Source organism: Sphingobium sp., from assembly GCF_041987595.1.
Classification (GTDB): domain Bacteria; phylum Pseudomonadota; class Alphaproteobacteria; order Sphingomonadales; family Sphingomonadaceae; genus Sphingobium.
This window is the reverse complement of sequence record NZ_JBHIWJ010000067.1, coordinates 1-22,416: the sequence shown is the minus strand read 5'-3', so window position 1 is coordinate 22,416 and position 22,416 is coordinate 1. Positions and strand designations below refer to the sequence as shown.

The window sequence follows — 22,416 nt, the reverse complement described above, 5'->3', positions numbered from 1 at the left end:
CTTCGCGCCCGGTTTTCCGTTTCCGGGCCGCAGGCGCTTCTTCATCCGGCTGGCAAAGACAGGATGCCCATCGGTCGGATTGGCGCCGATCACGAGAATGACGTCGGCCTGCATCACGCTGTCGAAATCCTGCGTGCCCGCAGAGGTGCCGAACGTGGTCTTCAACCCATAGCCGGTCGGCGAATGGCATACGCGCGCGCAGGTATCGACATTATTGTTGCCGAACCCCTGCCGGACCAGCTTCTGGACGAGGAAGGTTTCCTCATTGGTGCAGCGGCTGGATGTGATCCCACCTATGCTCCGCCTGCCATATTTCGACTGAATGCGCCTGAATTCGCTGGCGGTATGGGCAATCGCTTCCTGCCAGCCAACTTCGCGCCAAGGCTCGTCCACCGATGCCCGGATCATCGGCTTCAGGATGCGATCACGATGCTGGGCATAGCCCCAGGCGAAGCGGCCCTTGACGCAGCTATGTCCGCGATTGGCCTTGCCTTCCTTCCAAGGCATCATGCGCACAAGCTCCTCGCCGCGCATTTCCGCCCTGAACGTGCAGCCGACGCCGCAATAGGCGCAGGTGGTGACGACCGCCCGATCCGGCGTGCCAATCTCCACGACCTTCTTCTCCGTCAGCGTCGCAGTCGGGCAGGCCTGTACACAGGCGCCACAGGATACGCATTCGGAAGACAGGAAATCCTGCCCCTGGCTTGGCGAAACCTTTGAAGCGAAACCCCGTCCCTCGATAGTCAGCGCGAATGTCCCCTGCACCTCGTCGCAGGCCCGCACGCAGCGCGAGCAAACGATGCATTTGCTGGGATCGAAGTCGAAATAGGGATTCGACTGGTCCTTCACCTGCCCCATGTTGGTCGCGCCGTCATAGCCGTAGCGGACCTCGCGCAATCCCACCGCGCCGGCCTGTTCCTGCAATTCGCAATCGCCGTTGGCGGGACAGGTCAGGCAGTCGAGCGGATGGTCGGAGATATACAGCTCCATCACCCCGCGGCGCAGCTGTTTCAGGCGTTCGCTTTGGGTCCGCACCACCATGCCCTCGGCGACCGGCGTGGTGCAGGAGGCCGGATAGCCAGCACGCCCCTCGACTTCGACCAGACACAGGCGACAGGAACCGAAACTTTCCATGTTGTCGGTCGCGCAGAGCTTCGGGATCGAACAGCCCGTCAGCGACGCCGCGCGCATGATCGACGTGCCTTCCGGCATGGTCACGGTTTCGCCATCGATGGTCAGCGTCACGCTCTTGCCGGTCGCGACGGCGGGCGGCGTCCCATGATCAACTTCGCGCGTATAAGTCATTGGGCAGCTTCCTTGACCGGAGCCGACATTCCGAAATCCTCGGGAAAATGATCGAGCGCGCTCAGCACCGGGTCGGGCGTGAAACCGCCCAGCGCGCAGAGCGATCCATATTTCATCGTGTCGCAAAGGTCGCGCAGCAGCGCCGTCTGCGCCTCTACCCCGCGATCGAGATGCGCGGGCGATCGCGAGGAGAGGGCCTTGCCCAATCCGCCGCCCGCGCTTTCAGCCTCAACGGGCGCCGCGTCGCGGGCTGCGATGATGCGATCCATCACCTCGACCCCGCGGGTCGATCCGATCCTGCAGGGCGTGCATTTGCCGCAGCTTTCGACCGAACAGAATTCCATAGCAAAACGCGCCATATGCGCCATGTCGACCCCGTCGTCGAACACCGTGATCCCGGCATGGCCGATCAACCCGCCCGCCTGCGCAAAAACCTCATAGTCGAAGGGCAGGTCGAACATGTCTGGCGGAAAATAGGCGCCCAGCGGCCCGCCCACCTGCACGGCGCGCACCGGCCGCCCGCTCGCCGTGCCGCCGCCGATTGCGTTCACCAACTCCCCAAGCGTGACGCCGAAGCCGATTTCATACAGGCCACCATGCTTCACATTGCCCGCAAGCTGCACCGGCATGGTTCCCCGCGACCGGCCGAAACCGACCGCCGCATAAGCCTCCGCCCCTTCCGACAAAATGAAGGGAATGGCCGCCAGGCTCAGAACATTGTTAATGACCGTCGGCTGTCCGAACAGCCCCGCCAGCGCCGGCAAAGGCGGCTTGGCGCGCACCTGCCCCCGCTTGCCTTCGATACTGTCGAGCAGCGCCGTCTCCTCGCCGCAGACATAGGCGCCCGCGCCGACCCGCACTTCCAGCGCAAACGGCGCGATCCGGTCCCTCGATCGCTCGATCGCCTCCTGCATGGCGGCGATCGCAAAGGGATATTCGCTGCGAATATAGATATAGCCATGGCGCGCCCCCACCGCATGCCCGGCGATCGCCATGCCTTCGATCAGGCAATAAGGGTCGCCCTCCATCAGCATCCGATCGGCGAAAGTGCCGCTGTCGCCCTCATCGGCATTGCAGACGATGAACTTGTCCCCGGCGGGCGCGTCCAGCACCGTCTGCCATTTGATGCCGGTCGGAAACCCGGCCCCGCCGCGCCCGCGCAACCCGGACGCCTTGACCGCATCCACCACGGCCTGGGGCGTCATCCCAAGCGCCGCGTCCAACCCGCGCCAGCCGCCATGCGCGCCATAATCCTCCAGACTCAACGGATCTGTGATGCCGCAGCGCGCAAAGGTGAAACGCTGCTGCCCGGCAAAGAAGGGAAGCGCCGCCACATCGCCCAGCCGCGCCTTGTGGCTGCCATCCAGAACGGCTGCCACATCCTGCGGTCCCACCGGCCCGAAGCCGACGCGATCGCCGCCGCTTTCGACCTCTACCAGCGGTTCGATGGAAAACAGCCCCCTGCTGCCGGTGCGCACCACTTCGCAGCCCGCCGCCGCAAAGGCGGCCGCCACCTCGTTCGCGCCCAACGCGACCGAAGCCATGTCCCGGCTGATGAACACCCGCGTCATGATGCGACCGCATGGGCGATCCGGTCCAGCACGGCCGCATCGATCCGAGCCACCGGGCGGCCGTCGACCAGCGCGTTGGGTCCGACCGCGCAAAGCCCCAGACAATAGACCGGCTCCAGCGTCACCTGTCCGTCCCGCCGGGTTTCGCCCATGGCGACGCCCAGCCGCTCCGCCGCGGCGGTTTCCACCGCCGCGCCGCCCCTCGCCTGACAGCTTTCCGCCCGGCACAGCTTCACCACATGCCGTCCCACAGGCACCCGCCGGAAATCATGATAAAATGTCACCACGCCATGCACATCGGCCCGGCTGAGGTTGAGCGCGCTCGCGATCAGGGGAACGGCCGCGTCATCGATATAGCCTATCTCCTCCTGCACCCAATGCAGCAACGGGATCAGCCGGTCCCGCGTCCGACCATGAACGCTGACCCAATCCTCGATCAACCCGGCCCATAGGCCGGCGGCTTCGCCCTTGTGCATCTGTCCCATTCTTCCGGCGCGCTTTTTCGTTCGCTCATGGTGCGCCCGGACGAGGGCGGCGTCAAATCGAGACGGAGCATGTTTGATAGAGAATTTCTATCAATTCAGAGGAGCCATAGCGACAGGCAGGTTAACATCCGGCAGTGACGATCATCCCCTCCCGCACTTCCACCGGCCATGGCGTCAGTCCCATCCCCGCGCAGGGACCGCCGACGCAGGTGCCGTCGCTGATGGCGAACAGGGCGCCATGCCAACTGCAACTGATCAGATCGCCGCCGGGCGTCAGATAGTCGTCCAGCTTCTGCGCCAGCGGCAGCCCCATATGCGGGCAGCGGTCGACATAGCCGCGCACGTCCTGCCCCATGCGCACGACAAAGCCATGGAAGCGCCCGGCGCGCATCTGCAGGACGAAGTTGCGCGCCGCGCCGTCGGCGATGCTGTCGAGCGGCGCCAATGGCACGCCCGCAGGCGTGGCGCTGAGCCGAGCGGCTTCCTCGCTCATGGCTGGTCGGCGTCAGGCTGCGCCGAGGGGTGGGCCGCGGCAAAAGCGTCCAGCACCCGCGCTCGTTCTCCAGCCGCAACCAGTGTCGGATAAGGCGCCAGATCGACATTATACCGTTCGGCCGAATAAAGCTGCGGCACCAGATAACAGTCCGCCATCCCCGGCCTGTCGCCAAAGGCAAATCCCCTGCCGTGCCGGGCCACCAGCGTTTCGAGGGCAGCAAAGCCATCCCCGATCCAGCGCGCGACCCACCCTTCCACCGCGTGTTGATCCGCACCGAAATCGGCCTTCAACGCCCGCAAAACGCGCAAATTGTTGAGAGGATGGATGTCGCAGCCGATCAGCGCCGCCATCGACCGGACGATCGCTCGCTCCTCCACGTCCGCGGGCAGCAGGGACGGATGAGGCCAGCGTTCTTCGATCCACTCCAGGATCGCCGGACTCTGGGTCAGCGCAAAGTCGTCCGCCTCAACCGCCGGGACAAGCCCTTGCGGCGCCAGCGCCCTGTAGCTCGCCTCCCGCTGCGCGCCGCTGCGCAGATCGTGCGTCACCTGTTCATAGCTGAGGCCCTTCAGGTTCAGCGCGATCCGAACCCGATAGGCGGCGCCCGACCGCCAATAGCCGTGCAGCACAAGATCGCTCATCGCGCAGGCTCGATTCTGGCGCGACATTCGCCAAAGCCGATGGAGACATAGCCATCGGCCCGCGCCACCGCCTTCAACGCCAGTTCGTCGCCATCTTCCAGAAAGGCGCGCTCCTCGCCCGTCGGAAGGCCGATTTTGACCTTTCCGCCTTCGGTCAGTTCCATCAGGCTGCCATAGCCGTCCCGCGTCGCGGCCGACAGCGTTCCCGTCCCCAGCAAATCGCCGGGGTTGAGGTTGCAGCCGTTGGACGCATGATGAGCGACGATCTGCTGGGCGGTCCAATACATGCTCGCAGCAGGTCCTTTCGACAGGCGCAGCGGCGCAAGACCCTGTTCGCGCATCTTCGCGCTCGACAGCCACACTTCCAGATCGACCGCCAGCGCGCCCTGGGCCTGATCGCCCTCATCCCACAAATAGGGCAGCGGTCTGGGGTCGCCCTCCGGCCGCGCAGGCTGCGCGACGCGGAACGGCGCCATCGCTTCGGCCGTCACCACCCAAGGCGAGATGGTCGACTGGAAATTCTTCGCGAGGAACGGCCCCAGCGGCACATATTCCCAGGCCTGAAAATCCCGCGCCGACCAGTCGTTCAGCAGACAGAATCCCGCAATATGATCGGCCGCCTGCGCGATCGGCACCCTCTCCCCCAGCGCATTGCCCGCGCCGATCCAGATGCCCAGCTCCAGCTCATAGTCCAGCCGCTGGCTCGGCCCGACCTCCGGCGCATCGGCGTCCGGCGCCTTGCGCTGCCCGCAGGGCCGCACCACCGGCACGCCCGACGGCCTGATCGAAGACGCCCGCCCATGATAGCCGATCGGCACATATTTATAATTGGGCAGCAACGGATTGTCGGGCCGGAACAGCTTTCCAATGTTGGTGGCATGATGGATGCCGACATAGAAGTCGGTATAATCGCCGATTGCCGCGGGAAGATGTAGCGTGCAGTCGTCCGCCTGATGGAGCAGAGGTTCGACGGTGCCACGCTGGCCCCCGTCGTTGAACAAAGCACTGAGCCGACGCCGCAGGGCGACCCGATCCGCCGCCGGCAGCGCCATCAGCGCATTGAGCGTCGTTCCGCGCAATTGCATTGCCGCAGCTTCCGGCAACAGCCCGGCCTCGGCCCCGCGCTTCAGGTCGAAAATCCAGTCGCCAATCGCCACGCCCGCCCGCGCAGCGCCGTCGGAGGGCGAAAAAATGCCGTAGGGCAGGTTCTGCACCGGAAAATCGGGATGCCTGTCCGCTCCTCCGATCCAACTCGACCGCGCCGGGTCGTGGGTTTCGTCAATCTGCGGAAAACTCACGCTGCATCCCCTTCCGGCAATTGCGCCTTTTGAAAGCCCGCCCAGCAATCATCATAATCCAGCTGGCCCAATGGCGTTTCCATCGCGAAGCGGGTGGGCCTGAAGACGAAGCGGCTTTCGAACATGAAGGCCATGGTATCGGCGATCCTGTGCGGTTTCAGGTCGGCCCCCACCGCGCTTTCATAGCTCGCCCTGTCCGGTCCATGTCCCGCCATGCAGTTATGCAGGGAGGCGCCCCCCGGCTCGAAACCGCCGGCCTTGGCATCATAGGCGCCATGGATCAGGCCCATAAACTCGCTCATCACATTGCGATGAAACCATGGCGGCCGGAACGTATCCTCCGCCACCATCCAGCGCGGCGGAAAGATAACGAAATCGCAATTGGCCGTTCCAGCGCGCTCGCTGGGGGAGGTCAGCACAGTGAAAATCGATGGATCGGGATGGTCGAAACTGACCGTATTGATCGTGTTGAAACGCCGCAGATCATAGCGGCAGGGCGCAAGATTCCCGTGCCATGCGACGACATCGAAAGGCGAATGCCCCTGTACCGTGGTCCAGAGCTGGCCGCCGAATTTCTGGATAATCTCATAATCCCCGTCATCATCCTCGAACCAGGCGTCAGGCGTTTCGAAATCGCGGGGATTGGCCAGGCCATTGGCCCCGATCGGACCCAGATCGGGCAAGCGGAACGGCGCTCCATAATTTTCGCAGACATAGCCTCTCGCCGCTCCGCCCGACAGGACCACGCGAAAGCGCATCCCCCGCGGGATCAGCGCGATCTGCTCCGGCGCGACCTCCATCACTCCCATTTCCGTGACGATCCGCAAGGCGCCCTGCTGCGGCACGATCAGCATCTCGCCATCGGCATTGGTAAAGGCGCGCCGGTCCATCGGCTGGTTCGCCGCATAGAGATGGATGCCCAGCCCTTCACCCGCGGCGGGGTCGCCCGCCCCGCAATAGCTGACCAGTCCGTCCACGAAATCCGTTGGTTTTTGCGGAATCGGCATAGGGTCCCAGCGCAGGCGATTGGGCGTGGGCGGCACTTCATCGAAAGGTCCGCTCCGCAGCAGGCTTTCGAAAGCATAGGGCCGGTAGGCCGGATGATTGGCCGCAGGTCGCAGACGATAAAGCCAGCTGCGCCGGTTTTCGCCCCTCGGCGCGGTAAAGGCCGATCCCGACAATTGCTCCGCATAGAGTCCGAAGGGCACATGTTGCGGCGAATTGCGCCCCACCGGGAGAGCGCCCGGCACCGCCTCCGTCGCAAAATGATTGCCGAAACCCGTCATCATGGCGGGGCCTTGCCGACGCGCCTCTCCGATCATTCGCCGCTCCAACCCGGTTTCAATTGATACCATCATAGCGGCTTGCGAATAAGGTATCAAATGATACTATTCTGCATGACCGACAAAATGCTTCGTCTGAACGATTTCCTGCCTTACCGCCTGTCCTTCACGACCGCGCTGCTCAGCGACCGCATCGCGCAAATCTATGAAGCGCTGTTCGACATCACCATTCCGGAATGGCGGGTCGTCGCCTGGGTCGCCGAAAAGGGCAGCATCACCCAGCAGCAGATTTGCGCCCACACCCGCATGGACAAGGTAACGGTCAGCCGCGCCGCTATTGCCCTGACGAAACGCAACCTGCTTCAACGCCTTCCCAATCCGGAGGATCGGCGCTCGCATCTTCTGGCTCTGACGGCGGCCGGCCAGCAACTTCACGCGGCGATCGCGCCCAAGGCGCTGGAACTGGAAAGCCGCATATTCTCTCACTTCAGCGCGGCCGAACTGGACGGCTTTCGCTCGATGCTCCGGCGGATCGACCAGATCGTCCTGGATGGCGAAGAGTTTACGCCCTAGCCCAAACCCCTCCCGTCCGGCCGGAGATATCGCGCGCCACCGCCAGCACGGCTTCCGCCAGCGGCCCCAGCGGCGCCCGATCCGAAACGATCACGCCGATCCGGCTGCCCTCGTCCGCGTCGGGCAAAGCCATGGTCTGGACCCAGTCCAGCCGATCCAGCAGCATGGCATGGCTGTCTGGCACGATCGAACAGAGGCGTCCCTGACGAACGAGCGCGAACAGGGCGACATAGCTGTCGGCCGTCACCACCGGGCGCAACGCCAGCCCGCGCTCGCTTAGCCGGGCGTCGAGAATGCGCCGGTTCTGCATGCCCTGATGCAGCACGCAAAGCGGCAACCGCGCGACATCCTCCCACTCCAGCGCCCGCTCCATGTTGAGCACGCCGCGCGCGGCGACCAGCATGTAGCGCTCGACATAAAGCGGCACCGCCAGGGCGTGGGAAGGCGGCTCGAAGTCCAGATAGGTCAGTCCCGCATCCAGTTCAAAAGCGGCCAGTTCCCGCTCGATCTGCCGCGAGGTCAGAGCGCGGACCGAGATGTTCAGCCCCGGATGCCGGGCGAGCAGCGCCTCCACCAGAAAGCCGATGGCTGGCATCGCCGCCGGAATCGCGCCCAGCCGCAATTCGCCCTGCAACGGTCCCTTCGCGACCGCCGCCGCCTGCATCAGATTGTCGGCGGCGGCAATCATCTGTCGCGCCCATGGCAGGATCGCACGCCCTTCCTCGGTCAGCCCGCCATAGCGCCGGTTGCGCAGGATCAGCCTTTTGCCCAGCTGCGCCTCCAGAGCGGAAATGCCCGCCGACAGCGTGGGTTGCGAAACATGGCACGCCGCCGCCGCCCGCGCAAAATGCCCCTCCCGTTCGAGAGCCAGAAAATATTGAAGGAGGCGGGTCTGCATCGGGCTGGCTCGGTTGTTTACGCGCTGATAGGACAAAGCGATGGTCCACGAAAGCGGGACTGGACGCCGGGATATCCCGACACTATATACCGCCCGGTATGGAATCACAGACACAAGCAGCGAGAGGTCGCCCACGGGAGTTCGATCCTGAGGAAGCGCTTGCCGCCGCGCTCAATGTTTTCTGGCGTCGCGGTTATGAGGGCGCATCCATGGCCGAGCTGACCGAGGCCATGGGGATCACCAAACCCAGCCTTTACGCCTGTTTCGGTAACAAGGAATCGCTGTTCCGCAAGGCGCTCGACCTCTATGAGCGCGACAAGCTGTGCTACATCAAAACCGCGCTGGAGGCTCCTACGGCCAAAGGCGTTGCCGAACGGATATTGCGCGGATCGCTGGCGATCCAGACGGGCACGACCGACCCCCATGGCTGTCTGGGCGTCATCAGTACCGTGGCCTGCACCGCACAGGCGGAATCGATCCGGGATGAGGTAATCGCTCGCCGCGCCTCGTCCGATGCAGCCCTCGCCGCCCGCTTCGAGCGCGCCCGCGCCGAGGGGGATTTTCCCGAGAGCATCGATCCGCAGGCGCTCGTCACCTATTTGTCCGCGATCATGCAGGGCATGGCGGTCCAGGCAGGTGCAGGCACGCCTCGCGACAAGCTGGAGCAGCTGGTAGAAACCACCCTCGCCGTATGGCCTGGAAAATAGCCGAAATCCCTGCGTTCGAGATTAAGATACCAAAAAATTACTGACCGGTACAAAATATCATTGACCCGTCCGCCGCTTCACATTATATACCGTTCAGTATTGAATAGACCTGTTGCCCAAAAGGGGGTCGGTATGCGGACATTTCAGAAACTCTGTCGTCACTGACGATTTGAGGCGGCCGGCCTAACAAGGCGCCGCGAACCAATATCACCATTGCAGCTTAACGCGCAGACGATCCGTTCGCGTGTCCGGTTGCCTTCACTCACGTTCGGCCGGGATGGCTCGCAGCGGACGATAATATGTCGGTCCCGATCCTCGGTTGCACATCATGTTCAGGGGACTAGCCATGGCATTTCTGCAATTTGCCACATCCGCCGAAGATGGCGGGTCGATTGGCACCACAATCAGCGCAAATAACGCAGCCAGCAGCTTCGCGCCGCTCGAATGGCAGATCATCCAGCTGGCTCGCCATGACGGATTGTCGTCGCTCCGCGCGCCCGACCGCTGGGACCGGCTGAAAACATGGATTTTCGGGGAACGGGCCAATCCGCGCCTCGCCAACGGGCGGCTGGAAAGCCTGCGCCGTCTGGCGGTGGACGCCTGGCATCGCGGCTATGCCGTCCGCCCCTCCTATCTCAAGGCGTTTCTCAAGGCCGGTTTCAACGAAAACCAGCTCGAAACGCTTCTGGCCGCCATCAGCGCAAGAAGGCGCGCCTGATTTTCTCCTGCCGCAATTTTCCGACCCGTGGCCGAAATCGGCCGCTTCGAAATCGCAATCACTTCTTTGCCGCGTTTTCTTAACCTGCGGCCGAAATCGGCCGCTTCGAAATCGCTCAATGCCTCCGGAGCCGATCATGAACATCCACACACCCATTGATGCCGATATCCGTTCGGCTACCCCCCTGTTCCGCTGGCGAAAGCGCCATGTATCGCTGGGCGTCATCGCTCTCGTCATCGTCGGCGGCATTTCATGGAAGCTGATCGACAAACCTGCGGCGCAGGCCGCCGCCACTCCGCTGGTCACCGTGGGCGTGTCCGCCCCATTGTCCCGCGCAGTGACGCAATGGGACGATTATGTCGGCCGCTTCGCTCCCAGCCAGACGGTCGAAATCCGTCCTCGCGTGTCGGGTTCGGTGACGGCGATCCACTTCAGGGACGGCGACTATGTGCGGCAGGGCCAGCTTCTCTTCACCATTGATCAGCGCCCCTTCCTTGCCGCGCTCGCTGAAGCGAAGGCCAACACCGCCAGCGCCCGCAGCGCCCTCCTGCTCGCCCGGAACGACTATGGCCGGGTCCAGCGTCTGACCGGCGACGAAGCCGTCTCCGCCAGCGAAGTCGACGCCCTCCGCTCCCGCCTGCAGGCAGCACAGGCTGCGCTGGCAGGTGCGCAGGCCCGCGAACGCCAGAGAGCGCTGGACGTCGAATTCACCCAAATTCGCGCGCCCATATCCGGCCGCGTCTCCGACCGCCGCGTCGACATCGGCAATCTCGTCTCTGCGGGGGAAGGCGCTGGTGCGACCCTGCTCACTACCGTCAACAGGCTCGATCCGATCTACTTCAATTTCGACGCCTCCGAAGCGCTGTATCTGAAGTCCCAGCGCGACAAGGCGGCGGGCGGCGCGGTGGAAATCCGCCTGCAGGACGAAGCCGATTATCGCCACAAGGGCCATCTGGATTTCACCGACAATGGTCTTGATCCGCGATCCGGCACGATCCGGGTCCGCGCCGTGTTCGACAATCCCGACATGTTCCTGACGCCCGGAATGTTCGGCAACATGCGCCTTGCCAATGGCGGGAAGGTCAACGCCCTGCTGGTCCCCGACGAAGCCATTCAGTCCGATCAGGCCCGCAAGACCGTCCTGGTCGTCGCCAAAGATGACAGTGTCGCCGCCAAGCCGGTCGAACTGGGTCCGGTGGTGGATGGCCTGCGTATCATCCGCGCAGGCTTGACCCCCGGCGACCGGGTGATCGTGGCGAACATTCAGGCCGCCATGCCGGGTGCCAAGGTCGCGACCCGACCGACTGCGATCAAGGCAAGTCCGCCCCCGATCACACCGACCGATTCAGCCGCGCCGGTAGCCGCACAAGCGACCTTCGCCCGCTAAACCGCCCAGAACAGGCAAGTGAAAGCCCGTGATCCGGCACCCGTCGCCGGATTGCGCGCCACCTCTTCGCCCAACGCAAAGGACGCTCCGATGCGCCTCTCCCGTTTCTTCATCGACCGGCCGATCTTCGCCGCTGTCATCGCGGTTATCATCACCGTCGTGGGCGCGATCGCCTTCATCGGTCTGCCTGTCTCCCAATATCCCGACATCGTGCCACCAACGGTCACGGTTTCCGCCCAATATCCCGGCGCTTCCGCCGAAACCGTCGCATCCACCGTGGCCGCCCCAATCGAGCAGGAAATCAATGGCGTCGACAATATGCTCTACCAGAGCAGCCAGTCGACCGGCGACGGCAAGGTCACCATCACCGTCACCTTCAAGGTCGGCACCGATCTCGACGCCGCGCAGGTTCTCGTCCAGAATCGCGTCGCCATCGCCGTTCCGCGCCTGCCCGAAGAGGTTCAGCGCCTGGGCGTCGTGACCCGCAAGACGACCCCGGAATTCCTGATGGTAGTCAACCTCCAGTCCCCTGACGGAACATTCGACCGCAATTACCTGTCCAACTATGCGCTGACGCAGGTGCGCGACCGGCTCGCACGGCTCGACGGCGTGGGCGATGTGCAATTGTTCGGTTCCCGCGACTATGCGATGCGCATCTGGATCGACCCGGATCGCGCCGCCGCGCTCGACCTGACGGCAGGTGAGATCGTATCCGCCCTGCGCGCGCAGAATGTGCAGGTTTCCGCCGGTTCGATCGGCCAGCCGCCCTATGACCGAGGCGAAGCCTTCCAGCTCGGCGTCGAGATGCAGGGCCGCCTCACCGAACCGAAGCAATTCTCCGACATCGTCATCCGCACCGATGCCGATGGCCGTCAGGTCCGCGTGGGCGACGTCGCCCGCGTTGAACTCGGCGCGCAGGATTATGGCATCAACACCTATCTTTCAGGCAAGCCCACCGTCGTCATCGCGGTGATGCAGCGTCCCGGCTCCAATGCGCTCGACGCGGCGGAAAAGGTGAAGGCGGAGATGGACCAGCTCTCCCAGCGCTTTCCCAAGGGGCTGGAATATAGCGTCATCTACAATCCGACCGAATTCATCAGCCAGTCGATTGACGCGGTCTATCATACCCTGTTCGAAGCGGTGGTGCTGGTCGTCCTTGTCATCCTGGTCTTCCTCCAGAACTGGCGCGCGGCAGTCATCCCGATCATCGCCATTCCGGTTTCGCTGATCGGCACGGCGGCGATCCTTGCCGGCCTTGGCTATTCGCTCAACAACCTGTCGCTGTTCGGATTGGTGCTGGCCATCGGCATCGTCGTCGACGACGCCATCGTCGTGGTGGAGAATGTCGAGCGCAATATCGAACATGGCATGTCCCCGCTGGAGGCCGCCCGCACCTCCATGGATGAAGTGTCGGCCGCGCTGGTCGCCATCGTCCTCGTCCTGTGCGCGGTGTTCGTGCCGACCCTGTTCATCACCGGCATTTCGGGCGCCTTCTATCAGCAGTTCGCCGTCACCATTTCGACCGCGACGATCATTTCGCTGATCCTCTCGCTCACCCTGTCCCCGGCCGCCGCAGCGCTGCTGCTGAAGCCCAAACATGGCGTGCATGATCTCCACGACGCCCCGCGCTGGCGGCGGGTGGCGGCGCAGGCGGCAGCCCGCTTCAACACCGGCTTCGACCGGCTGAGCGCAGGCTATGCCCGCCTCACCCGCTTCCTCGTCGCCCGGCCGAAGAAGATGCTGCTGACCTATTCGGGCCTGATCGCCGCCACCATCGCCCTGTTCTGGGTAACGCCCGGCGGCTTCGTTCCGGCGCAGGATCAGGGCTATTTCCTCGCCGTGGTGCAGCTGCCCGCCGGCGCCTCGCTCGAACGCACCGACAGGGCGACGCGGGAGGTGGCGGAAAAGATCCTGCCGATCAAGGGCCTGCGCGGCGCGGTGATGTTCGCGGGCTTCCACGGCCCGTCCCAGACGCAGGCGCCCAACAGCGCGGCCATCTACTTTCCCTTCAAGAGCTTTGCCGAGCGGAAGGCGGAAGGCGTGACCTATGCCGGGATCATGGAACAGGCGCACAAGGCCGTCGCAGGCTATGACAAGGCCCGCATCCTTCTGCTGCCGCCGCCTACCATCACCGGCCTTGTGCCGCCCGGCGGGTTCCGCATGCTGATTCAGGACCGGGAAGATCGCGGTTATGGGGAACTCGACAAGGTCGCTCAGGGCTTTCTGGCCAAGGCGAACCAGGCCCCCGGCCTGTCCATGATCTACACCCTGTTCGACGTCGGCACGCCGCGCATCTATGCGGATGTCGACCGGCGCAAGGCCGACCTGCTGGGCGTCCCACCGGAACGGGTTTTCGAAGCGATGCAGGTCTATCTGGGATCGGCCTTCGTCAATGATTTCAACCTGCTGGGCCGCACCTATCGCGTGACCGCTCAGGCCGACGCCGATCATCGCGGATCGGTGGCCAATATCGCCAACCTCAAGACCCGCTCGAACAGCGGTCAGATGGTCCCGATCGGTTCCGTCTCGACCTTCCGCGATAAGACAGGTCCCTATCGCGTGGTGCGCTACAACCTGCTGCCCGCGGTGGAGATCGATGGGGATACGGCGCCGGGCTACAGCACCGGCCAGTCGCTGACGACCATGGAAAAGCTGGCTAACGCCAATCTGCCTTCCGGTTACAGCACCGAATGGACGGGCGTCGCCTTTCAGCAAAAGGCAGCAGGCAACACCGCCGGCGTCGTCTTTGCCATGGCTGTCTTCTTCGTCTTCCTCGTGCTGGCGGCGCAATATGAAAGCCTGACGCTGCCGCTCTCGATCATCCTGATCGTGCCGATGTGCCTGTTCGCGGCCATGCTGGGCGTGAACCTGCGGGGCATGGACAATAATATCCTGACGCAAATCGGTCTGGTCGTGCTGATCGCGCTGGCGGCAAAGAACGCCATCCTCGTGGTCGAATTCGCCAAGCAGGCTGAAGAAGAACAGGGCCTCTCGCCGGTCGAAGCCGCCGTTCAGGCTGCCCAGACCCGTCTGCGTCCGATCCTGATGACCAGCTTTGCCTTCATCCTGGGCGCCGTGCCGCTGGTGATCGCGAGCGGAGCAGGCGCGGAACTCCGGCAGGCGCTGGGCACCGCCGTTTTCTTCGGCATGACCGGCGTGACGGCCTTCGGCCTGCTGTTCACCCCCACCTTCTATGTCGTGTGCCGCGCATTGGGCGATCGCTTCTCCCGCAAGGGGAAGGGGCAAACGCCCGCCGCGCTGCACCCCGCCGAATAAGGAACGACAAGATGAAAATGACGCTTATCCCCCTCTTGCTTGGCGCCTCTGCCCTGACCGCCTGCGCCGCTGGGCCGGACTATAAGGCTCCGGCCACCCCCGGCACTGCAACGGGCGCCTTCATCGGCGCCAGCAGCCCGGCGGTCAGCATGAAACAGGCCGACGATCATTGGTGGCGGCTTTATAGCGACCCGGTGCTGGACGGCATGGTGCAGGACGCCCTTACGGCCAACACCGACATCCGCGTCGCCGTCGCCCGTCTGGAAAAGGCCCGCGCCCAGTTGCGCGGCGCCCGTTCCGACAGCATCCCCCAGACGACGCTCGGCGCCCAGCCCACTTATGGCCGCGCCTCTGAATCCCAGACCCTGCCCGGCGTGGACAGGGAAAACTGGACCGTCGATGCAGGCCTCAACGTCGCGTACGAGGTCGACCTGTTCGGCCGCGTGAAACGCAGCATCGAAGCGGCGAAGGGCGACGTCAACGCCGCTTCGGCCGACGCCGACGCCGTGCGCGTGGCGGTGGTCGCCGACACGGTGCGGGCCTATGTGGACGCAACCAGCTCCGCCGAACGCATGGCGGTGGCGAGACAGACGGTCGCCCTGCTCGACAACAGCATCCGCATCACCAACGCCCGTTTCGAGGTTGGCCGCTCCGACCGCCTCGACGTGATCCGGGTAACGGCACTGCGCGACCAGCAGGCCGCCCTCATCCCCAGCCTGATCGCGGATCGGGAAAGCGCCCTGTTCCGCCTCGCCACGCTCACGGGACGAACGCCGCAGGACCTGCCCGCCACCATTCGCGACCGGATCAAGACGCCCGACCTCAGCCAGCCCATTCCGGTAGGCGACGGCCGCGCCCTGCTCGCCCGCCGTCCGGACGTCCGCGCCGCCGAACAGCGTCTTGCCGCCGATACGGCAAGGATCGGCGTGGCGACGGCAGATCTTTATCCCCGCATCACGCTGGGCGGTTCGATCGGCACCACCGCGATCGGCGGCGGCGACATATTGGGCGGCGGGCCGTTCCGCTGGCTGCTCGGCCCTCTCATCAACTGGGCCTTCCCCAACCAGGAACCGATCCGCGCCCGCATCGCTGCAGCCAGAGCTGACAGCAACGCCTCGCTCGCAACCTTCGACGGCACGGTGCTGCGGGCACTGGAGGAAACCGAGACGGCGCTTTCGGTCTATGCCCATGCGCTGGAACGCCGCGACACGCTCCGGGCCGCCCGCGAAGCCGCCGACAGGGCCGCCCGCATCAGCCTTGCCCGCCAGCGCGAAGGCCAGATCGACTTTCTGACGGTCCTCGACGCCCAACGCACGCTGGCGGCCGCCGAAAGCGAGCTTGCCAGCGCCAACCGCGCCGTCGCCTTCGCGCAGGTCGATCTGTTCAGGGCGCTGGGCGGCGGCTGGACAGCCAGCTGATCGCTGCCTTTCCGAGCCGCGCTCGTCGCCGCGGCTCGGGGCTATTCTCTTTTGACGTCTGCGCATAAGAACGGGGCCATGACCCCCTCCCCCGACCTTGCCATCCGCCTGCGCCGCGCCGACTTCAACCGCGCCCTTGCCGAAGCCGACCTGACCGCCATCGGCCCGCTGCTGGCGCAGAACGCGATCCTCGTCACCGGCTCCGACAGTGCCGTCATTGCCGGTCGCAAGGCCCAGCTTCAGGCCTGGAAGCGCGAATTTTCCGCTCCCGACCGCACCATCTACACCCGCACGCCGGAAACGATCCTTGCGTCGAGCGTCGAACCGATCGCCATGGAACATGGCCATTGGCAGGGTGCCTCGGCCTTGTCTGGCGAAACGCTCGCAGCCGGGAGTTATTCCGCCAAATGGCGCAAGGCGGGCGCCGATTGGATCATAGAGGCCGAAATCTACCTCACCCTCGTCTGATCGCTTGAAGAGCCGCCCGGCATGACCCAATTAGGAAAGCTCCAATCCTTGCGAGTGACCATGACGACCTCCAATCCCCTTCTTGCCGACAGCGACCTTCCCGATTTCGCGGCCATTCAGGCAGCCCATGTGGTTCCCGCCATGAAGGAGGCGATTGCCGCGCACCGTGCCGCGATAGAGGGGATCAGCGCATCGGCGCACCATGATTTCGATTCGGTCGTGCTGACGGCGGAGCGCGCCGATTTCCTGCTGTCCCGCACATGGTCCCCGGTCGGTCATCTGGCTTCGGTCGCCGACACGCCCGAATTGCGCGAGGCCCATGCGTCAGCGCAGGCGCTGATGACCGCCTATCTCATGGAAGCAGGCCAGAACCGCGCCCATCACGATGCCGTCGCCGCCGTCGCGGCCGGCCCCGATTTTGCGGCCCTGCCCGCGATCCGCAAGCGCGCCGTCGAACTCGCGCTGCGCGGCTTCCGCCTGGCGGGCGTGGCGCTGGAGGGGGAGGCGCGTCAGCGTTTTCTGGAGATCGGCGTCGCGTTGAGCGACCTCAGCACCAAATTCGGCAACGCCGTGCTCGACGCGACCGAGGCGTGGAGCGAGCATATCACCGACGAGGCCGCCCTGGCTGGCGTCCCGGAAAGCGACAAGGCGATCCTTGCGGCCTATGCGCGGGAAAAGGGCCTGACCGGCTGGCTCGTCACCCTGCGCCAGCCCAGCGTGCTGGCGATCCTCTACCATGCGCAGGATCGCGCCCTGCGCGAGCGCGTCTACCGCGCCCACAACACTCGCGCCTCCGAACAGGCGGAGGACAAGAGCCACGACAATAGCGAACGGATCGATGCGATCATGGCGCTGCGGCATGAGGCGGCGCAGATATTGGGCTTTGCCGATTCCGCCGCCCATTCGCTGGAAACCAAGATGGCGGCCGATGCGGACGAAGCGCTCGCCTTCCTCGCCGACCTTGCCGGGCGGGCGCGTCCGGTTGCCGAACGGGAACTGGCCGAAGCCAGGGCGTTCGCGGCCGAGCATCTGGGGCTGGACGATATTCAGCCCTGGGACCTCAGCCATGTGGCGGAGGCGATGCGGCGGACGCTCCATGGCGTCGATCAGGAGGCGCTGAAGGCCTATTTTCCCCTGCCCCGCGTGCTGGCCGGGACGCAGGCGCTGATCGAACAGCTTTTCGGCGTCCGCCTCATCGCCCGGCAGCAGGTCTCCACATGGCATCCCGACGTGCTGTTCTACGATGTGCAGGATGCCAGTGGCGAGGTCGTCGCGGGGGTCTATCTCGACCTCTTCACGCGCGCCGGCAAGCGCGGCGGCGCGTGGATGGACGTCTGCCGGTCGCGCTTCCGGGACGCGGATATTTTCCATCGCCCGATCGCCTACCTCACCACCAATTTCGCGCCGCCCGTAGGCGAGCGCCCTTCGCTGGTCACGCACAATGATGTGGTGACGCTTTTCCACGAATTCGGTCATGTGCTGCACCATCTGCTGACCGAAGTGGACCTGCCCTCCATCGGCGGCATTTCCGGCGTGGAATGGGACGCGGTGGAACTGCCCAGCCAGTTCATGGAAAATTTCGCATGGGATCGCGACACGCTGATCGACCTGTCGGGCCATGTCGACAGCGGCGAATCCCTGCCCATCGACATGTTCGACCGCCTGCTCGCTGCGCGCCAGTTTCAGGCGGGTCTTGCCCTGTTGCGGCAGATCGAGTTCGCGACCTTCGACCTGCTTCTCCACCGCGATTATGATCCAGACAAGGGCGCCCGCGTCAACGCCATGCTGGAACAGGTCCGCGCCGCCGTCTCGGTGCTTCGTCCGCCCGAATGGAACCGCTTTGCCCATGCCTTCAGCCATATTTTCGCGGGCGGCTATGCGGCGGGATATTATTCCTATCTCTGGGCCGAGTTGCTGTCGGCCGACGCGTTCGAGATTTTCGCTCATGGCGACATTCCGGGCGGGGGCGCAACCGCCTTCCGTCGCGAAATCCTTGCCGCGGGGGCCAGCCGCCCGGCGGCCGAGAATTTCCAGGCCTTTGCCGGACGCGCGCCGCAGGTCGACGCGCTGCTCAGAATGAAGGGACTCGCCGCCTAGAAATGCGCGGTATAGCCGCCGTCGACCGCCAGTATCTGTCCGGTGACATAGGAGGCGGCCTCCGACGCGAGGAACAGCACCGGGCCGACGATTTCCTCAGGACGCCCCCAGCGCCCCAAGGATGTGCGCCGGGCGAGATGTTCGCCAATGGCGGGATCGGCGACCATCTCCGCATTGGCTGCAGTCGCGAAATAGCCGGGAGCGACGGCGTTGACGGTGATGGCGCGCTTGCCCAGTTCCGCCGCCAGCGCGCGGGTGAGCGCGTCCAGACCGCCCTTGCTCATCGTATAGGCGGCATCGCCCGACCGGGCGATCTGCCCCGCAATGGAGGTGACGTTGATGATCCGGCCCCCGGCGCGCATGGCGGGTGCGATGCTCCGCGCCAGATCGAACGGCGCGACGAGATTGACTTCCAGCATCTGGCGCACCGCTGCCCGGTCGAGCTGATCGATGGGCCTGCGATCGCGCAGACCGGCATTGTTGACGAGAATGTCCACCGGATCACGCCCCATCAGCGCGTCCGCGACGGCCAGGCATCGGCGGAATGCTGGCGAACGGTGCGAAATTCGATCTTCTTGTCATAGGGCGCGCCGACGATCATGCGCTTGACGTAGATGCCCGGCAGATGGATGGCGTCGGGATCGAGGCTGCCGGTCGGAACCACTTCCTCGACTTCCGCCACGCAGATCTTCGCCGCGGTCGCCATCGGCTGGTTGAAGTTCCGCGCCGTCTTGCGGAAAATCAGATTGCCGCTCTCATCGGCCTTCCATCCCTTGATGATCGCCAGGTCCGCGAAAATCCCGCGTTCGAGAATATAGTCCTGCCCGTCGAAAACCTTGACTTCCTTGCCTTCGGCCACAGCGGTCCCGACCCCGGTCTTGGTGTAGAAGCCCGGAATCCCCGCCCCGCCCGCGCGGCACCGTTCGGCCAGCGTGCCCTGTGGGCAGAACTCCACCTCCAGCTCGCCCGCCAGATATTGCCGTTCAAATTCCTTGTTCTCGCCGACATAGGAGCTGATCATCTTCCTGACCTGCCGCGTGCGCAGCAGCTTGCCCAGCCCCTCGCCGTCGATCCCCGCATTGTTGGAGGCGATGGTCAAATCCTTGACGCCCGAGTCCCGGATCGCGTCGATCAGCCGCTCTGGTATCCCGCACAGGCCAAAGCCGCCAGCGCACAACTGCATTCCGTCGAACAGCAATCCTTCCAGCGCCGATGCGGCGTCGGGGTAGAGCTTCTTGACCATCGGCATCCCTTCCTTTCGCAACTGCACACAGTCTTAGGCAAGTGAACCAATCAATACCAATGATTTGTTTTTTCCGATATGCCCAAATGATGGCTATCAATCGCATTGCCTTCTACCATCTCGAAACGCTGCTCTGGATCGCGCGACTGGGCACCTTTGCCGCGGCCGCAGCCCGGCTGAACACGACGCAGCCCGCCATTTCCGCCCGCGTGCGGGAGCTGGAAAACCATCTCGGCACCGCCCTTTTCCGGCGGGAGGGACGAAGCATGACGCTGACCCCCGCCGGGCGCGAACTGGTGCGCGAAAGCGAACCGCTCTGGGCGCGATTTCAAAGCGTGCTGACGGAATGCAGCGACATATCGGGCGCCACCGGCGTCGTCCGCATCGGCGCCGGGGAGATTGCGGCGGCCAGTTGTCTGCCGGGCTTCGTCGCGGCGCTGAACCGCGACCTGCCCCGCGTGTCTCTCGAAGTCGAAATCGCGCTGACCGCCGACCTGATCCAGCAATTGACGGCCGGGCGCACGGACATCGCCTTCGCCCCCGGACAGATCGCCCATCCGATGCTGCGCACGGTCCCCATCGGCGGCGTCGACCTGTTGTGGCTGGCCAGCCCCGGCACGGTGGCGGCGATGCAGCAAAGCCCCGCCATCGCCAAGGTGCCGATCTGGTCGCTGTCCAACCTGTCGCCGCTCTACCGGATCATGAAGGAAGCCATTGCCGCCTCCGATCTTGGCTGGCGATCGGTCAACCTGTGCAACAACATGCGCACGATGATCGACATCGTGCTGGAAGGCGACGGCATCGGCATTTTCCCCCGCCCCATGGTGCGCCAGCAAATGGCCGACGGGACGCTGGTGCCGGTGCCCGGCGCCCCGGCCATGCCGCCGGTCGAATTCCGGGTCGCGGTGCGCGCCGCCGAAACCGATCCGCTGATCCTGGCCATTTTCGACCGGGCGGCCCAACTCGACCTTTAGATCTCGACCTTTAGATAAGGCCGGCCAAGGGGCTGGACGGGTCCGCATACATCCGCTTGCCCATGCGTCCGGCGCGATAGGCCATGCGGCCCGCCTCGACCCCCGCCTTCATCGCGGCCGCCATGAGCACCGGGTCCTTCGCCTCGGCAATGGCGGTGTTCATGAGGACGCCGGTGCAGCCCAGTTCCATCGCCTGCGCCGCCTCGGACGCCGTGCCCACGCCAGCATCGACCAGCACCGGCAGCTTCGTGCCCTCGACAATCAGGCGGATCGTCACCCGGTTCTGGATCCCCAGACCCGACCCGATCGGCGCGCCCAACGGCATGATCGCCACCGCGCCCACATCCTCCAGCCGCTTGGCGGCGATCGGATCGTCGACGCAATAGACCATAGGCTTGAAGCCCTCCTTGGCCAATATCTCGGTCGCCCGCAGCGTTTCCACCATGTCGGGATAGAGGGTGCGCGCCTCGCCCAGCACCTCCAGTTTCACCAGATCCCAGCCGCCCGCCTCGCGCGCCAGACGCAGCGTGCGGATCGCCTCCTCGCCGGTATAGCAGCCCGCCGTATTGGGCAGATAGGTGATTGTCTTCGGATCGATGAAGTCGGTCAGCATCGGCGCCTTGGGGTCCGACACGTTGACGCGCCGTACCGCGACGGTGACGATCTCCGCTCCCGAAGCCGCGACCGCCGCCGCATTCTGCTCGAAATTCTTATATTTGCCGGTGCCGACGATCAGACGAGAGCGGAAGGTCTTGCCCGCCACTGTCCAACTGTCCTCGTCGACCGCCGAAACATCGCCCCCGCCGACAAAGTGAACGATTTCCAGCTCGTCGCCATCCTCGACGCACACCTGCGCCAGCGTCGAGCGCGGCACGACCTCCAGATTGCGCTCCACCGCCACCTTTTCCGGCACCAGACCCAACTGGCTCGCCAGATCGGCCAGCGACAGCCCGGCAGCGACTCGCTTATGCTCGCCATTCACGGTGATCGTCACGGTTCCATCGGTATGGGGCATATGTGTGTCACTTACCATGCAAGTCGCTGCCCGCTCGACGTGGGATAGGGCATGCGGTTAAGGAAGGCTCTCGATCTAGGCTCGGCCACCCCGAGCCGCAACCATGGGAGTGCGGATGCCCGCGACCGTCTATGTCCTCAACGGGCCGAACCTGAACCTGCTCGGCCTGCGCGAGCCGCATATCTATGGCCATGACACGCTGGACGATATTGCGGGGATGCTCGAGGATCGGGCACGCGAGCTCGATCTGGAGATCGACATGCGTCAATCCAACCATGAAGGCCATCTGATCGACTGGCTGCACGAGGCCCAGGCTTATGAGGCCAAGGCCGTGCTGCTCAATGCCGGGGGCTTCACCCACACCTCGATCGCGATCCATGACGCGATCAAGTCGGTGACGACGCCGGTGATCGAAGTTCACCTATCCAACCCTCATGCGCGGGAGTCTTTCCGTCATGAGAGCTATATCGGGCGTGCCGCGAAAGGCACAATCGCAGGCTTTGGCGCGCATTCCTATCTGCTCGCGCTTGAAGCGGCGGCCCGGTTCTGACAGGAGCGCGTCC

21 protein-coding genes and 1 pseudogene are annotated in these 22,416 nt (G+C 64.6%); 11 read left to right on the top strand and 11 right to left on the bottom strand.

The window, feature by feature from the left end:
- The 7 genes from ACFC3J_RS15770 to hmgA form a co-directional block, all read right to left on the bottom strand.
- On the bottom strand, positions 1–1,305 hold a 1,305-nt coding region (locus ACFC3J_RS15770; protein ID WP_375197067.1), incomplete at its 3' end, for a 2Fe-2S iron-sulfur cluster-binding protein.
- A complete protein-coding gene (locus tag ACFC3J_RS15765) occupies positions 1,302–2,876 on the bottom strand; it encodes an NADH-ubiquinone oxidoreductase-F iron-sulfur binding region domain-containing protein (RefSeq protein ID WP_375197066.1) in 1,575 nt (524 codons plus the stop codon). The genes ACFC3J_RS15765 and ACFC3J_RS15770, both read right to left, overlap by 4 nt.
- Positions 2,873–3,352, bottom strand: coding sequence for an NAD(P)H-dependent oxidoreductase subunit E (locus ACFC3J_RS15760; protein WP_375197073.1), 480 nt, complete (start codon positions 3,350–3,352; stop codon positions 2,873–2,875). The genes ACFC3J_RS15765 and ACFC3J_RS15760 overlap by 4 nt, the downstream gene beginning before the upstream one ends.
- 130 nt (positions 3,353–3,482) lie before the next feature.
- Positions 3,483–3,854: a Rieske (2Fe-2S) protein gene (locus tag ACFC3J_RS15755; protein ID WP_375197065.1), complete on the bottom strand. Its 372-nt coding sequence runs from the start codon at positions 3,852–3,854 to the stop codon at positions 3,483–3,485.
- A complete protein-coding gene (maiA, locus tag ACFC3J_RS15750; RefSeq protein WP_375197064.1) occupies positions 3,851–4,498 on the bottom strand; it encodes a maleylacetoacetate isomerase in 648 nt (215 codons plus the stop codon). The genes ACFC3J_RS15755 and maiA overlap by 4 nt, the downstream gene beginning before the upstream one ends.
- Complete coding sequence (fahA, locus tag ACFC3J_RS15745; protein WP_375197063.1) at positions 4,495–5,796, bottom strand: fumarylacetoacetase; 1,302 nt, start codon at positions 5,794–5,796, stop codon at positions 4,495–4,497. The genes maiA and fahA overlap by 4 nt, the downstream gene beginning before the upstream one ends.
- On the bottom strand, positions 5,793–7,082 hold the full coding sequence (hmgA, locus tag ACFC3J_RS15740; RefSeq protein WP_375197072.1) for a homogentisate 1,2-dioxygenase: 1,290 nt from the start codon (positions 7,080–7,082) through the stop codon (positions 5,793–5,795). The genes fahA and hmgA overlap by 4 nt, the downstream gene beginning before the upstream one ends.
- Positions 7,083–7,193: 111 nt before the next feature.
- On the opposite strand from hmgA, the gene ACFC3J_RS15735 reads away from it, so the two are divergent.
- The gene (locus ACFC3J_RS15735; protein ID WP_375197062.1) at positions 7,194–7,652 is read left to right on the top strand and encodes a MarR family winged helix-turn-helix transcriptional regulator; all 459 of its coding nucleotides are present in this window, start codon (positions 7,194–7,196) and stop codon (positions 7,650–7,652) included.
- On the opposite strand, the gene ACFC3J_RS15730 is transcribed toward ACFC3J_RS15735, so the two are convergent.
- On the bottom strand, positions 7,642–8,550 hold the full coding sequence (locus tag ACFC3J_RS15730) for a LysR family transcriptional regulator (protein WP_375197061.1): 909 nt from the start codon (positions 8,548–8,550) through the stop codon (positions 7,642–7,644). The two genes, ACFC3J_RS15735 and ACFC3J_RS15730, sit on opposite strands and share 11 nt — an antisense overlap.
- 98 nt (positions 8,551–8,648) lie before the next feature.
- Here ACFC3J_RS15730 and ACFC3J_RS15725 point away from each other — a divergent pair, with 98 nt between their 5' ends.
- The 8 genes from ACFC3J_RS15725 (at position 8,649) to ACFC3J_RS15690 (ending at position 18,621) form a co-directional block, all read left to right on the top strand.
- The gene (locus tag ACFC3J_RS15725; protein ID WP_375197060.1) at positions 8,649–9,257 is read left to right on the top strand and encodes a TetR/AcrR family transcriptional regulator; all 609 of its coding nucleotides are present in this window, start codon (positions 8,649–8,651) and stop codon (positions 9,255–9,257) included.
- A 346-nt stretch (positions 9,258–9,603) separates the two neighbouring features.
- Positions 9,604–9,975: a hypothetical protein gene (locus tag ACFC3J_RS15720; protein WP_375197059.1), complete on the top strand. Its 372-nt coding sequence runs from the start codon at positions 9,604–9,606 to the stop codon at positions 9,973–9,975.
- Between the two features lie 27 nt (positions 9,976–10,002).
- On the top strand, positions 10,003–10,134 hold the full coding sequence (locus ACFC3J_RS15715; RefSeq protein WP_375197058.1) for a hypothetical protein: 132 nt from the start codon (positions 10,003–10,005) through the stop codon (positions 10,132–10,134).
- Positions 10,112–11,362: an efflux RND transporter periplasmic adaptor subunit gene (locus tag ACFC3J_RS15710; RefSeq protein WP_375197057.1), complete on the top strand. Its 1,251-nt coding sequence runs from the start codon at positions 10,112–10,114 to the stop codon at positions 11,360–11,362. The genes ACFC3J_RS15715 and ACFC3J_RS15710 overlap by 23 nt, the downstream gene beginning before the upstream one ends.
- 90 nt (positions 11,363–11,452) lie before the next feature.
- Positions 11,453–14,638: an efflux RND transporter permease subunit gene (locus ACFC3J_RS15705; RefSeq protein WP_375197071.1), complete on the top strand. Its 3,186-nt coding sequence runs from the start codon at positions 11,453–11,455 to the stop codon at positions 14,636–14,638.
- Positions 14,639–14,649: 11 nt separating this feature from the next.
- Entirely contained in the window at positions 14,650–16,056 is a 1,407-nt protein-coding gene (locus tag ACFC3J_RS15700; RefSeq protein ID WP_375197056.1) for an efflux transporter outer membrane subunit, read from the top strand.
- Between the two features lie 78 nt (positions 16,057–16,134).
- On the top strand, positions 16,135–16,524 hold the full coding sequence (locus ACFC3J_RS15695; protein WP_375197055.1) for a nuclear transport factor 2 family protein: 390 nt from the start codon (positions 16,135–16,137) through the stop codon (positions 16,522–16,524).
- Between the two features lie 60 nt (positions 16,525–16,584).
- Positions 16,585–18,621, top strand: a complete 2,037-nt coding sequence (locus ACFC3J_RS15690) for a M3 family metallopeptidase (RefSeq protein WP_375197070.1) — start codon at positions 16,585–16,587, stop codon at positions 18,619–18,621.
- Here the strand turns inward: ACFC3J_RS15690 and ACFC3J_RS15685 are convergent.
- Positions 18,618–19,130, bottom strand: a pseudogene (locus ACFC3J_RS15685) (SDR family oxidoreductase); the annotation flags it as partial. The gene ACFC3J_RS15690 and the pseudogene ACFC3J_RS15685 sit on opposite strands and share 4 nt — an antisense overlap.
- Before the next feature lie 2 nt (positions 19,131–19,132).
- Positions 19,133–19,864, bottom strand: a complete 732-nt coding sequence (locus tag ACFC3J_RS15680; RefSeq protein ID WP_375197069.1) for a CoA transferase subunit A — start codon at positions 19,862–19,864, stop codon at positions 19,133–19,135.
- Between the two features lie 89 nt (positions 19,865–19,953).
- On the opposite strand from ACFC3J_RS15680, the gene ACFC3J_RS15675 reads away from it, so the two are divergent.
- Entirely contained in the window at positions 19,954–20,838 is an 885-nt protein-coding gene (locus ACFC3J_RS15675) for a LysR family transcriptional regulator (RefSeq protein ID WP_375197068.1), read from the top strand.
- Between the two features lie 10 nt (positions 20,839–20,848).
- On the opposite strand, the gene thiS is transcribed toward ACFC3J_RS15675, so the two are convergent.
- Entirely contained in the window at positions 20,849–21,853 is a 1,005-nt protein-coding gene (thiS, locus tag ACFC3J_RS15670; protein ID WP_375197054.1) for a sulfur carrier protein ThiS, read from the bottom strand.
- Between the two features lie 115 nt (positions 21,854–21,968).
- On the opposite strand from thiS, the gene aroQ reads away from it, so the two are divergent.
- Positions 21,969–22,403, top strand: coding sequence for a type II 3-dehydroquinate dehydratase (gene aroQ, locus ACFC3J_RS15665; protein WP_007405851.1), 435 nt, complete (start codon positions 21,969–21,971; stop codon positions 22,401–22,403).
- Positions 22,404–22,416: the final 13 nt, after the last annotated feature.